Source organism: Saccharomonospora halophila 8 (assembly GCF_000383775.1).
Lineage (GTDB): Bacteria > Actinomycetota > Actinomycetes > Mycobacteriales > Pseudonocardiaceae > Saccharomonospora > Saccharomonospora halophila.
Genome location: NZ_KB912512.1, coordinates 3,641 through 16,532 on the forward strand (window position 1 = coordinate 3,641; position 12,892 = coordinate 16,532).

13 protein-coding genes and 1 riboswitch are annotated in these 12,892 nt (G+C 72.5%); of the genes, 12 read left to right on the forward strand and 1 reads right to left on the reverse strand.

Going from position 1 to position 12,892, the window contains the following annotated elements; all coding sequences use genetic code 11:
• A partial coding sequence (gene bioA, locus SACHA_RS0107150; protein WP_019808344.1) for an adenosylmethionine--8-amino-7-oxononanoate transaminase occupies nt 1–1,059 on the reverse strand: 1,059 nt, incomplete at its 3' end.
• 93 nt (nt 1,060–1,152) lie between these two features.
• Here bioA and SACHA_RS0107155 point away from each other — a divergent pair.
• The 12 genes from SACHA_RS0107155 to SACHA_RS20770 form a co-directional block, all read left to right on the forward strand.
• The gene (locus SACHA_RS0107155; protein WP_019808346.1) at nt 1,153–2,040 is read left to right on the forward strand and encodes a carbohydrate ABC transporter permease; all 888 of its coding nucleotides are present in this window, start codon (nt 1,153–1,155) and stop codon (nt 2,038–2,040) included.
• The gene (locus tag SACHA_RS0107160; RefSeq protein ID WP_019808347.1) at nt 2,037–2,909 is read left to right on the forward strand and encodes a sugar ABC transporter permease; all 873 of its coding nucleotides are present in this window, start codon (nt 2,037–2,039) and stop codon (nt 2,907–2,909) included. The genes SACHA_RS0107155 and SACHA_RS0107160 overlap by 4 nt, the downstream gene beginning before the upstream one ends.
• An 11-nt stretch (nt 2,910–2,920) precedes the next feature.
• Nucleotides 2,921–4,549 (forward strand): glycoside hydrolase family 13 protein, encoded by a 1,629-nt coding sequence (locus tag SACHA_RS0107165; RefSeq protein WP_019808348.1) that lies wholly within the window; start codon nt 2,921–2,923, stop codon nt 4,547–4,549.
• Nucleotides 4,542–5,570, forward strand: coding sequence for a LacI family DNA-binding transcriptional regulator (locus tag SACHA_RS0107170; RefSeq protein WP_019808349.1), 1,029 nt, complete (start codon nt 4,542–4,544; stop codon nt 5,568–5,570). Before SACHA_RS0107165 ends, SACHA_RS0107170 begins: the two co-directional genes overlap by 8 nt.
• A gap of 142 nt (nt 5,571–5,712) precedes the next feature.
• The gene (locus SACHA_RS0107175; RefSeq protein WP_019808351.1) at nt 5,713–6,678 is read left to right on the forward strand and encodes a phosphotriesterase family protein; all 966 of its coding nucleotides are present in this window, start codon (nt 5,713–5,715) and stop codon (nt 6,676–6,678) included.
• A 98-nt stretch (nt 6,679–6,776) separates the two neighbouring features.
• Nucleotides 6,777–6,964, forward strand: a riboswitch (cobalamin riboswitch).
• A 61-nt stretch (nt 6,965–7,025) separates the two neighbouring features.
• The gene (locus tag SACHA_RS0107180; protein ID WP_019808354.1) at nt 7,026–8,066 is read left to right on the forward strand and encodes an ABC transporter substrate-binding protein; all 1,041 of its coding nucleotides are present in this window, start codon (nt 7,026–7,028) and stop codon (nt 8,064–8,066) included.
• A complete protein-coding gene (locus SACHA_RS0107185) occupies nt 8,063–9,202 on the forward strand; it encodes an iron chelate uptake ABC transporter family permease subunit (RefSeq protein WP_019808356.1) in 1,140 nt (379 codons plus the stop codon). The genes SACHA_RS0107180 and SACHA_RS0107185 overlap by 4 nt, the downstream gene beginning before the upstream one ends.
• Nucleotides 9,199–10,029, forward strand: a complete 831-nt coding sequence (locus SACHA_RS0107190) for an ABC transporter ATP-binding protein (RefSeq protein WP_019808358.1) — start codon at nt 9,199–9,201, stop codon at nt 10,027–10,029. The genes SACHA_RS0107185 and SACHA_RS0107190 overlap by 4 nt, the downstream gene beginning before the upstream one ends.
• A gap of 127 nt (nt 10,030–10,156) precedes the next feature.
• A complete protein-coding gene (locus tag SACHA_RS0107195) occupies nt 10,157–10,636 on the forward strand; it encodes a nucleoside deaminase (RefSeq protein ID WP_019808360.1) in 480 nt (159 codons plus the stop codon).
• Between the two features lie 85 nt (nt 10,637–10,721).
• On the forward strand, nt 10,722–11,543 hold the full coding sequence (locus SACHA_RS0107200; protein WP_019808362.1) for an SAM-dependent methyltransferase: 822 nt from the start codon (nt 10,722–10,724) through the stop codon (nt 11,541–11,543).
• 59 nt (nt 11,544–11,602) lie between these two features.
• Nucleotides 11,603–12,085 (forward strand): SRPBCC family protein, encoded by a 483-nt coding sequence (locus SACHA_RS0107205; protein WP_019808364.1) that lies wholly within the window; start codon nt 11,603–11,605, stop codon nt 12,083–12,085.
• A gap of 5 nt (nt 12,086–12,090) precedes the next feature.
• Nucleotides 12,091–12,892 (forward strand): NAD-dependent epimerase/dehydratase family protein (locus SACHA_RS20770; RefSeq protein WP_039738270.1); only part of this gene is annotated, 802 nt, incomplete at its 3' end.

Consider the following 12,892-nt stretch of genomic DNA (forward strand, 5'->3'; position numbering starts at 1 on the left):
GTCGGCGCGCCAGTCCCCGTCCCGCAGGAGCCCGATCGAGGCGTTCGCGACCGCCGAGGCGAGCGGGTTGCCCATGAACGTCGGCCCGTGCGCGAGCACCGGCACCTGTCCGCGCGAGATCCCCTCGGCCACCACGGGGGTGCACAGCGTCGCGGCCATCGTCAGGTACCCGCCGGTCAGCGCCTTGCCCACACAGAACACGTCCGGGACGACCCCGGCGTGGTCCGCGCCGAACAGTGCCCCGGTGCGCCCGAACCCGGTCGCGATCTCGTCGAAGACCAGCAGCACGTCGTTCGCCTCGGTCACCTCGCGCAGTGCCCGCAGGTATCCGGGATTGTGGAAGCGCATCCCGCCCGCTCCCTGCACCACCGGCTCCACCACCACGGCGGCGAGTTCGTCCGCGTGCTCTTCGACGTGCCGAACCAGCTCATCCACATAGGACTCGTCGACCGGACGGTCGAACCCGGACGGGGGAGCGGGCGCGAAGACCTGTTCGGGAAGCACCCCGCGCCACAGTGCGTGCATCCCGCCCTCCGGGTCGCACACGCTCATCGGGTGGAAGGTGTCGCCGTGGTACCCGCCGCGCCAGGTCAGCATCCGGCGTTTGGCCGGGCGGCCCCGGGAACGCTGGTACTGCAGACACATCTTCAGCGCCACCTCGACCGAGACCGACCCGGAGTCGCACAGGAACACGTGCCGCAACTCGCCCGGTGTGATCTCGGCCAGGGTCGTCGCCAGGCGGATCGCCGGTTCGTGGGTGAGCCCGCCGAACATCACGTGGCTCATCCGCCCGGCCTGGTCCTGCAGCGCGGCGTCGAGTGCCGGGTGCCGGTAGCCGTGGATCGCCGACCACCACGACGACATCCCGTCGAGGAGTTCGCGCCCGTCGGCCAGCCGCAGCCGCACCCCGGAGGCCTCCGCCACCAGCAGCGGGGGCACCGTGCCCGGCATCGGCCCGTACGGGTGCCAGACGTGTTCCGCGTCGCGCGCGAGCAGGTCACGGGTCGCGGCGGGATCGGCCCCCGGCCCGCCGGTCGGTTCGGTCGGTTGGGTCGCCATGCCCGGCACTCTACGAGCCCGCCGGGGAATACCGTGGACCCATGTCGTCCGCGGGGACTACGGCTGTTCACCCGGCACTGGTACGCCTGGGCGATGGTGGCCCCGGTGGTCGCCGTGCTGTCCGTGCTGGTGCTGTACCCGCTGGCGCAGGGCGTCTACCTGTCCCTGACCGACGCCGACGAGATGAACAGCGCCCGCACCATCGGGGCCAACGAGATCCCGGCGACGTACGAGTTCATCGGGCTGGACAACTACGTCGACATCCTCTCCGGCGCCGAGGGCACCTTCTACCCGAGACTCGTGTGGACTCTCGTGTGGACGGTGACCTGTGTGACGCTGCACTACTCGCTCGGTCTCGGGCTGGCGATGCTGCTCAACCGCGCGCTGCGCGGGCGCGGCCTGTACCGGATGCTGCTGATCCTGCCGTGGGCGGTGCCGCCGTTCGTGGCGGCGTTCGGCTGGCGGCTGATCCTCAACGATTCCGGCGGGGTGCTCAACGCCGTGCTCACCACGGTGGGCATCCCCGGGGTGGACTGGCTGGGACAACCGTTCACGGCGAAGGTCTCGGTCATCCTGGTCAACGTCTGGCTCGGGGTGCCGTTCATGATGGTCGCCCTGCTCGGCGGGTTGCAGACCGTGCCGCACGACCTCTACGAGGCGGCCGAGGTGGACGGCGCCTCGCCGTGGCAGCGCTTCCGCGCCGTCACCCTGCCGGGGCTGCGGCCGGTGTCCGGCACGGTGATCCTGCTCGGCACGATCTGGACGTTCAACCAGTTCCCGGTGATCGCGATGCTCACCGGCGGCGGCCCGGGCGGGGCGACGAACATCCTGGTCACCGAGGCCTACGACCGGGCGTTTCAGGGTATCCGCGACTACGCCGGCGCGGCGACGTACGGCGCGATCATCGCCTCGATGCTCGTCGTGTTCGCGTTCTTCTACCGCCGCTGGCTGGACCGGCAGACGAGTGGGGTGGGCACATGAGTACTCCCGACACGCGGACCCGCCGTGCCCCGGCACGGGGCCGGCACACCCGCGGCAGGGCCTCCTCCACGGCACTGCACACGACGCTGGTCGCGGCGAGCGTGGTGGCGGTGTTCCCGGTGGCCTGGGTGGCACTGACCTCTCTGAAGACCGACCGCGGCACCTGGACCCGGCCCGGCGAGCTGGGCCCGCTCGGGCTGGACAACTACGTACAGGTGCTCACCGGGACCCGGTTCGGCACCTGGTTCGCCAACTCGCTGATCGTGGCGGCGGCGACCACGGTGGTGGCCGTGCTCATCTCCGCCACCGCGGGCTACGCCGCCTCCCGGATGCGGTTCCCGGGCCGGCGCCCGCTGATGTGGAACTTCCTGATCACCCAGATGTTCCCGGCCGCGGTGCTGATCGTCCCGCTCTACAACGTGCTGTCCGGCCTGGGACTGCTCAACTCCTACGCCGGGCTGGTCCTCGCGGGCTGCACCGTCTCGGTGCCGTACTGCGCGTGGATGCTCAAGGGCTACTTCGACACCATCCCGGTCGCGATCGACGAGTCGGGCCGGGTCGACGGGCTGAGCCCGTTCGGCACGTTCTGGCGGCTGATCGTGCCGCTGTCCCGGCCGGGCATCGCGGTGACGGTGTTCTACTCGTTCGTCACGGCCTGGGGCGAGGTCGCGTTCGCGAGCGTGTTCATGCAGAGCGAGGACCGCTACACGCTCCCGATCGGAATGGCGACCTTCGTCAGCGACTTCAAGGCCGAGTGGGGACTGCTCACCGCGGCCTCGGTGCTGGTGCTGCTGCCGTCGGCGATCGTGTTCTTCCTCGTCCAACGTCATCTCGTCGCCGGTCTGACGGCGGGCGGGGTCAAGAGCTGAAAGGGGATTCCATGGGCAACGACTGGTGGCGCACGGCGGCGATCTACCAGATCTACGTGCGCAGCTTCGCCGACTCGGACGGCGACGGGGTCGGCGACCTCGGGGGTGTGCGGAACCGGCTCGACCATCTGGCCGGTCTCGGGGTGGACGCGCTGTGGCTGACGCCGTTCTACGCCTCCCCGATGGCCGACGGCGGCTACGACGTGGCCGACTACCGCGCGGTGGACCCGCTGTTCGGCGACCTTTCCGACGCCGAGGCACTGATCGCCGAGGCGCACGCCCGGGGGCTGCGGGTGCTCGTGGACGTGGTTCCGAACCACACGTCGTCGCGGCACCCGTGGTTCGTCGAGGCGCTGGACTCGGAGCCCGGCTCGGCCGCGCGGCAGCGCTACGTGTTCCGGGACGGGCGGGACGGCGATCCGCCGAACGACTGGGAGTCGATGTTCGGCGGACCGGCGTGGACCCGGGTGCCGGACGGGCAGTGGTACCTGCACCTGTTCGACCCGGCCCAGCCGGACCTGAACTGGCAGCACCCCGACGTGCACGCCGAGTTCGAGGACATCCTGCGGTTCTGGCTCGACCGGGGGGTGGACGGGTTCCGCATCGACGTGGCACACGGTCTGGTCAAGGCCGACGGGCTGCCCGACGTGGGCCGCACCGACCAGGCGGGCCTGCTGACCACGCGTGAGCTGCCGTTCTTCGACCAGGACGGCGTGCACGAGATCTACCGGGAGTGGCGCAAGATCCTCGACTCCTACCCCGGGGAGCGGATCGCCGTCGCCGAGGCGTGGGTGCCCAGTCCCGACCGGCTGGCCCGGTACCTGCGCGCGGACGAGCTGCACCAGGCGTTCAACTTCCACTACGTGGAGACGGACTGGTCGGCGGCCGGATTCCGGGAGGTCGTCGACGCGTCGCTGGCCGCGGTCGCCGATGTGGACGCGCCGACGACGTGGGTGCTGTCCAACCACGACGTCCGGCGGCACGTCACCCGGTACGGCGGCGGGGAACGCGGGCTCGCCCGGGCCCGGGCGGCCGCGCTGCTGACGTTCGCGCTGCCCGGGTCGGTGTACGTCTACCAGGGGGAGGAACTGGGGCTGCCGGAGGTGACCGACCTGCCCGACGAGGTGCTCACCGACCCGGTGTGGGAACGCTCCGGGCACACCGACCGGGGGCGGGACGGCTGCCGGGTCCCGCTGCCGTGGTCGGGCACGGCCCCACCGTTCGGCTTCGGCGGTCCGACCTGGCTGCCGCAGCCCGCGGACTGGTCCGCCCACACCGTCGAGGCCCAGGAGGGCGACCCGCACTCGACGCTGACGCTGTACCGGCGGGCCCTGGCACTGCGTCGGGAGCTTCCGGAGACGGGCCTGCGGTGGTTCGACCCGGCCGCACGGGACGCCACCGGGTGCGACGCGCGCGCGGACGTGCTGGCCTTCGCCCGCGGCGACGGGTTCGTCTGCACGGTCAACTTCGGGGACGTGCCGGTCACCCTGCCCCGGCCGGGAAGGCCGCTGCTGGCCAGCCACCCCGGTGTGGCCGGGGACGGTGGTGACCCGGACCCGGCCGGTCGGGAGAATGGGGACGGGGTCGTGACGCTGCCCCCGAACAGTGCGGTGTGGTGGAGCGGAGACACGCATGGCTGACCGGACACTCGACGGTGTGCGCCTCGCCGACGTCGCCGCGCAGGCGGGCGTCAGCGAGGCCACCGTGAGCCGGGTACTCAACGGCAAACAGGGGGTGGCGGCCGGCACCCGGCAGGCCGTGCTGACCGCGATGGACCAGCTCGGCTACGAACGCCCGGCACGACGGCGCAGCGCGGGTCTGATCGGGCTGATCATCCCGGAACTGGACAACCCGATCTTCCCGGCGTTCGCCCAGGTCATCGATCGCACCCTCACCATGCGCGGCTACACCTCGGTGTTGTGCACCCAGAGCCCGGGCGGGGCGACGGAGGACGAGTTCGTCGAGGCCCTGACCGACCGCGGCGTGTCCGGCATCGTGTTCGTGTCCGGTCTGCACGCCGACACCACCGCCCGGCACGACCGCTACACCCGGCTGATCGAGGCCGGGGTCCCGGTGGTGTTCGTCAACGGGTATGCACCGGGCGTGCGGGCGCCGTTCTTCTCCGACGACGACGCCGCCGCGGTGGAACTCGCGCTGACCCACCTGCGGGAGCTGGGGCACGAACGCGTCGGGCTCGCCGTCGGCCCGCAACGGTTCGTCCCGGCCCAGCGCAAGGCCGAGCGGTTCCGGCTGCTGATGGAACCCGCGCTCGGCGACGAGGCCGGGGAGCTGGTGGTGCACTCGTTGTTCTCCGTCGAGGGCGGGCACTCGGCCGCCCGACACCTGCTGGAGCGGGACTGCACCGCCGTGGTGTGCGGCAGTGACCTGATGGCGCTCGGGGCGATCCGCGCCGCCCGCAGGCAGGGGCTGTCGGTGCCCGGGGATTTCTCGGTGGTCGGGTACGACGACTCGCCGCTGATCGCGTTCACCGATCCGCCGTTGACCACCGTGCAGCAGCAGGTCTCGACCATGACGACGGCGGCGGTGCGCACGCTGCTCGACGAGATCTCCGGGGTCGACGTGCCCACCGGTGAGTACCTGTTCCAGCCGGATCTCATCGTGCGCGGCTCCACCGGGGCGCGCGGCGCGCCGGCGTCCTGAACCGTCGACCCGCGGGCACGGGGCGGCGACTCGCGGGCACCGGGTGGCGACTCGCGGGCACGGGGTGGCGACCCGCTTCTTGATCGGGTGGCCCCGTGCCCGCTAGTGTCGCCCGCTCGTGGCTTCGAGGGAGAGGTCGCCGATGGCGCAGGTGCAGACGGTCCGGGGAGCGGTGCCGGTCGAGGAGCTCGGCACGGTGCTCATGCACGAGCACGTGTTCGTGCTCGACGAGGAACTCCGGCGCAACTACCCGCACCTGTGGGACGAGGACGAACGGGTCACCGACGCGGTCGCGCGACTGAAGGCCCTCGCCGCTCGCGGGGTCGACACCCTCGTCGACCCGACGGTGCTGGGGCTGGGCCGCGACATCGAGCGCGTCGCCCGGGTCAACGCCGAGGTCGACCTGAACATCATCCCCGCGACCGGCCTCTACACCTACGACAGCGTGCCGTTCGCCTTCCGGATGCACGGGCCGGGCACCCTGCTCGGCGGGCCCGAGCCGATGGTCGAACTGTTCGTGCGGGACCTCACCGAGGGCATCGCGGGCACCGGGATCCGGGCGGCGTTCCTCAAGTGCGCGATCGAGGAGGAACTCACCCCCGGTGTGGAGCGGGTTCTCGTCGCCGTGGCCGAGGCGCACAAGCGCACCGGCGCCCCGATCACCGTGCACACCAGCGCCGTGCACCGGACCGGGCTCGTGGCACAGGACGTCCTCGCGCGCGAGGGCGTCGACCTCAATCGCGTCGTCCTGGGGCACAGCGGGGACACCACCGACCGGGACTACCTGCGGAAACTGGTGGACAACGGGTCGCTGCTCGGGATGGACCGGTTCGGTCTCGACCCGCTGCTGCCGACCGAGCAGCGGGTGGCCACGGTGGCGGCGCTCGTGGACGAGGGACTGGCCGACCGGATGGTGCTGGCGCACGACGCCTCCTGCCACATCGACTGGTTCCCACCCGGTGCGCGGGAGCAGCTCGCCCCGAACTGGCACTACACCCACATCCACGACGACGTGCTGCCCGCGCTGCGCGAGGCGGGGGTGTCCGACCGGGCGTTGACGACCATGCTGGTGGACAACCCCCGCCGGTACTTCTCGCCCGCCGGCTGACCCGGCGCGGCGGAGCCGCGCAGCGTCGACTCGTGGGTACGAGGCGACGACTCGCGGGCATGGCGTGTCGACTCGCGGGGGGAGGGGTTGGACCCGCCTGCTAGCCTGCGGGCGTCGGCCGTGTCCACGGGAGGTGACCGTGGGCCAGGGAATCCGGTGTGAACCCGGAACTGACGCGCAGCGGTGAGGAGGATGGGCGAGGCACGGGCCACTGGACCACCGTCCGGGAAGGCGCCCCGCCCGAGCGACTCCGAGTCCGAAGACCTGCCGACGACTCCGCGACGGAGCGGAGCGTTCTCGTCCGACCGGGCTTCGCGCATGGGCCCTCGACGCGAAGGATCACACCTGTGCCGTCCGCACGCCGACTCCGGCTCGCCGCCACCGTCCTCGTCTCCTGTGTCCTGCTGGCCGCCTGCGGCGGTCCCGCCGCCCGTTCCACGGGTTCCTCCCCGCCCGGCTACCCGCACACCGTGGACAACTGCGGGCAGCGGGTGGAGGTCGACCGGCCCCCGCGGCGCGCCGTCTCGCTGAACCAGGGCAGCACCGAGATCCTGCTGTCCCTGGGGCTCGCGGACGCGATGGTGGGCACCGCCACCTGGACGGACCCCGTGCTTCCGGAGCTGGCCGAGGAGAACGCGCGGGTGCCGCGCCTGGCCGACGACAACCCGTCCTTCGAGTCGGTACTGGCCGCCGAGCCGGACTTCGTGTCGGCGTCGTTCGTCTCGACGCTGGGGGTGGGCGGCGTCGCCACCCGCGCGCAGCTGGCGGACCTCGGTGTGCCGAGCTACGTCTCCCCCGCCGACTGCGTGAAGGACAACAGCGGCGCGGGCGACGGACGGCGGGACACGCCGTTGGACATGACGACCATCCACCGCGAGATCCGCGACCTCGCCCGCGTCTTCGACGTCGAGGAGCGGGGCGAAAAGCTCGTGGAGGACCTGCGGCGACGGGTGCGGGAGGCCACCGAGGGCGTCGACGCCTCCGGTGTGCGGCTGATGTACTGGTTCGCCAACAAGGAGTCCCCCTACCTCGCCGGCTGTTGCGGCGCACCGGGGATCATCACCCGAGCGCTCGGCGCGGAGAACGTCTTCGACGACACCCACGACGAGTGGCCGCAGATCAACTGGGAGACCGTCGCCGAGCGGGACCCGGACGTCCTGGTCCTCGGCGACCTCACCCGCCGGTCGCAGACCGCGGAATCGGCCGAGCGTAAGATCGAGTTCCTGGAGTCGCACCCCGTGACACGGAAGATGACGGCCGTGCGCGAGCAGCGGTACGTGTTCCTGCCGGGGCAGGCGATGAATCCGACACTGCGCACGGTCGACGGGATCGAGACGGTCGGCGCGGCGCTGCGGGAGTTCGGGATGGCCTCCACGGAGCCGCGGTGACCACCGACTCCGGACCCGACACCAGACCCGGCACCAGACCCGGCACCGGCACCGGCACCGGCACCGGCACCGGCACCGGCACCGGACGGAGCACACCGCGGGGCCCGCGCCCGGGCCGCGGGTGGACACCCGCGTTGGTCTGGTCGGGTGCGCTCGGCGCGCTGGTGACGTCGATGGTGGTGGCGATCACGGTCGGTCCCGCCGACATCAGCGTGTCCGACGTCTACGCCACGGTCGCCTCCCGCCTCGGTTTGGGCGAGGGCGCGGTGGGGCTGAGCACGATCCGGGAGGGGATCGTCTGGGACCTGCGGTTGCCGCGGACGCTGCTGGCCGCGGTGTGCGGTGCGGGGCTGGCGCTGTGCGGGGCGGTGATGCAGTCGCTGTTGCGCAACCCGTTGGCCGACCCCTTCGTCCTCGGTGTCTCCTCGGGTGCCTCGACCGGCGCGGTGCTGGTGGTGGTGCTCGGACTCGGTGGCACGGCGCTCACCCTGTCCTCCGGGGCGTTCCTGGGCGCCGTCGTGGCGTTCGGGCTGGTGCTGGTGCTCAGCCACGCGCTCGGCGGCAGCAGCGACCGGGTCCTGCTCTCCGGCGTCGCGGTCATGCAGTTCTTCTCCGCGCTGACCTCGTTCGTGCTGCTCACCTCGGCCGACGCGGAGACGACCCGCGGGGTGCTGTTCTGGCTGCTGGGTTCGCTGGGCAACGTGCGGTGGACCGACGTGGTGCTCTGCGCCGTGGTGCTCGGCGTCGTGCTGGTGGTGTGTCTCGGGCACGCCCGGCCGCTGGACGCGTTCGCGTTCGGGGAGGACGCGGCCGCCACACTCGGTGTCCCCGTGGCGCGCGTGCGGCTGGTGCTGCTGTGTGCCACCGCCGCCCTGACGGCCACCCTGGTCAGCACGGTCGGGGCGGTCGGCTTCGTCGGGCTCGTACTCCCGCACGCCGCCCGCGCGCTGACCGGCCCCGGGCACGCCCGGCTACTGCCCGCCACCGTGCTGGCGGGTGCGGTGTTCCTGGTGTGGGTCGACACCCTCGCCCGCACCGTGCTGGCCCCGAAGGAGGTACCGGTCGGGGTCGTGACCTCGCTGATCGGGGTTCCCGCGTTCGTGGCGATCCTGTACCGGACCCGGGAGACGCGATGACGACCACCGTCCCGACCCGCGCCGGGGTGGAGGGCTTACTCCACGAGGGCCTCGCCGCACGGCGGGTCAGCCGTGTCCTCGGCTCCGCCACCGTGGTCGACGACGTGACGCTGGAGCCGCGCCCGGGCCGCACCACGGGCCTGCTCGGCCCCAACGGGTCCGGCAAAACCACGGTGCTCCGGCTGCTGGCCGGGCTGTTGCGGCCCACGTCCGGCACCGTCACCCTCGACGGCCGTCCGCTGGCGGACCGGGCCCGCCGCGACCGCGCGCGGCGGTTGGCCCACGTCGCCCAACAGGCCGACACGCAACTTCCGCTGACCGTGGGTGAGGTGGTGCGGCTCGGTCGTATCCCGCACCGTCGGCTCTTGTCGGACACCACCCGCGCCGATGACGAGGCCGTCCGCGAGGCACTGGCGCACACCGGTATGGCGGACCGGGAGCACCAACGCTGGCAGACGCTGTCCGGCGGGGAACGGCAGCGGGTGCAGATCGCCCGCGCACTCGCGCAACGGCCCCGGGAACTCCTGCTGGACGAACCGACCAATCACCTGGACGTGCGACACCAGCTCGAACTTCTGCGGCTGGTCGCCCGCCGACCGGGCACCACCGTCGTCGCACTGCACGACCTCAACCTCGCCGCGATGTTCTGCGACCACGTGGTCGTGCTCGACCGGGGCCGGATCGTCGGGGAAGGCACCCCGGGCGACGTCCTCACCGAGGAACTGATCGCCGACGTCTACGGCGTGCGGGCCCGCGTCCGGCCGGTCGATCCGGACGGCCGCCCGCACGTCCGGTACCTCCCGCCGGACCGGGACGGGGCAGAATGACAGCGTCGCGGTGGCCCGTGTGTCCCGATCGCGGGGTTCACGGGCATGGGCCGTCGACTCGCGGGCATGGAGTGGCGACTCGCGGGTGCGGAGTGGCGACTCGCGGGGTGGGTGGGAGGATCGGGGTGTGGTGGACGAGAGGGAGCTTTTCTTCCTGCGGCGGTGTGTGGAGTTGGCGGAGGAGGCGCTGGACGCCGGGGACGAGCCGTTCGGGTCCGTGCTCGTCGACGCCGACGGCGTCGCACGTGGCGAGGACCGCAACCGGGTGGCCGGTGGGGACCGCACGCGGCACCCCGAGTTCGAGCTCGCCCGGCTGTCGACGTCCCTGCTCTCGCCACGGGAGCGGGCCGGGGCCACGGTGTACACCTCCGGGGAGCACTGTCCGATGTGTGCGGCCGCGCACGCCTGGGTCGGGCTCGGCCGGATCGTCTACGTGACCTCGTCCGCGCAGTTGTCCGGGTGGCTGGCCGAACTGGGTGTCCCACCGGCGCCGGTGCGCTCCCTGCCCGTGTCCGAGGTGGCCCCCGGGGTGGTCGTCGAGGGGCCGGTCGACGCGCTCGCCGACCGGGTCCGCCGGTTGCACGTCCGCTACCACCGTGACGAGTGATCCCGCGCCGGACGGACGGCGTGCGACGGGCGGTCGCACGGCTCGGGTCGTTCCCGTGACCGGTCGGCTCCGCTAGGGTCACGGCGTGACCGACAAACCGTCTCTCGACCTCGACCGCCCCAGTTCCGGCCGGATCTACGACTACTGGCTGGGCGGCACGAACAACTACGCCATCGACCGGGAGTTCGCCGAGAAGCAGCTCGCGCTGGCCCCCGAGATCGCCGACGCCGTGCGCGAGAACCGCGCGTTCCTGCGGCGTGCCGTGCGGTTCGCCGTGGCGCAGGGCGTCCGGCAGTTCGTCGACCTCGGCAGCGGCCTGCCCACCCAGGGCAACGTGCACGAGATCGCGGACGAACAGGCCCCCGGCAAGGCCCGCGTGGTGTACGTGGACAACGAACCCGTCGCGCATGCGCACGCGCGGATCCTGCTGGAGGACACCGCCGACCCGGACCGGCACCGCGCGCTGGCCGGGGACTTCTTCGACGGGCCGGAGTTGTGGGAGCGGATCGTCGCCGAGGGCATCGACCCGGCCGAACCGATCTGTCTGCTCACCGTCGCGCTGCTGCACCTGATGCCCGCCGAGGAGGAACCCGGACGGCCGATGGCGTTCTACCGGGAGCAACTCCCGCCGGGGAGTCTGCTCGTGCTGTCGCACGCGTGCCTGGAGACCGACGACGACCGGGCCCGGGACAACTTCGGGCGCATCGGCGACAACTACAGCCGCCAGACCTCGGTCAACGGCAGCGGCGGCATCCGGGGCCGGGCGGAGATCGCGGAGTTCTTCGGCGGGCTGGAACTCGTCGACCCCGGGCTGGTGTGGCTGCCCGAGTGGCGTCCCGACACCCCGCACCACGGGGACGTCACGAAGTCCCGTGCCGTGGCCGGAGTGGCCCGGAAGAACGGCTGAACCGGCCCGCGCGGACAGCGACCCGGTGTATCCCCCTCCCGTGCGGGTATGCCGGGGCCATGACCGAGTTCGAACACACGCGCGTGATCCCCGCCGATCCCGGGGTCGTGTTCGACATCGCCTCCGCCGGGCCCACGCTGAACGACTGGACACCGGAGGGGGTCGAGGTCGAGTCCGCGGGCCGGGGCGCCCTGCACGCCTGGGTCTCCGAGGGCAGTGACGTCCACGACGCTTTCGGCTACGTCGAGGTCGACCGCGAGCGGCGCCGGATGGAGTGGGGCGGCACCGACGCGGACTACGACGGCTGGCTGCAGGTCGACCCGGACGACGGCACCGCCGAGGCGACCGGCACGGCGAGTGCGGCGGGGTCGGAAAGCGCGGGCGGCACCGGAACCCCGGGCAGCGTGGCCACCCTGCACCTGGCCTTCCGCGGTGGCCAGGAACCCGACCTCGGCGGGGAGGAGAGCGAGGAGACCGACCGGCGCGTGGAACAGGCCCTCGACCGCCTCGCCGCGCTCGTGCGCGAGCAGACCGGCGGGTGAGTCCGATGACGGAAGCGTCTTCCGGCACCCTCCGTGTGGTCGTCGTCGGGGCCACCGGCAACCTCGGGACGCGCGTCGTGGACGCCCTCGGTGCCGACCCCCGGGTGGAGTCGGTCGTCGGGATCGCCCGGCGGTATCCCCGCTGGTCCCGACCCGAGCTGCGGATCTCCACGCTGGACCTGGCCACGGCGACCGACGCCGACGTCGACGCGGTGCTCGACGGCGCGCACGTGGTCATCCACCTGGCCTGGTTGTTCCAGCCCACGCGGGACCCGGTCACCACCTGGCGGACGAACGTGCTCGGGGCGATGCGGGTGTTCGGGTCCGTCGTCCGGTGCGGGGTGCCCGCGCTGGTGTACTCGTCGTCGGTGGCGGCCTACTCCCCCGGCCCGAAGGACCACCCGGTCACCGAGGACTGGCCCACCCACGGCTGGCCCGGCGCCGCCTACCCGCGGGAGAAGGCGTACCTGGAACGGGTGCTGGATGTTCTCGAACGGGACCACCCCGAGACCCGGGTGGTGCGGGTGCGGCCCGGCTTCGTGTTCCAGCGCGCCTCGGCGCAGCAACAGCGCCGCCTGTTCGCCGGGCCGTTCCTGCCGACCTCGCTGGTGCGGCCCGGGTTGATCCCCGTGCTGCCGGACATCCCGGGGCTCCGGTTCCAGGCGCTGCACGCGGCCGATCTCGGCGAGGCCGTGCGGCTCGCGGCCCTGTCCCCGGTGCGCGGGGCGTTCAACCTCGCGGCCGACCCCCCGGTGGACCCCCGGTTGCTGGGCGAACTGCTGGATGCCCGCACCGTCGGGGTGCCCG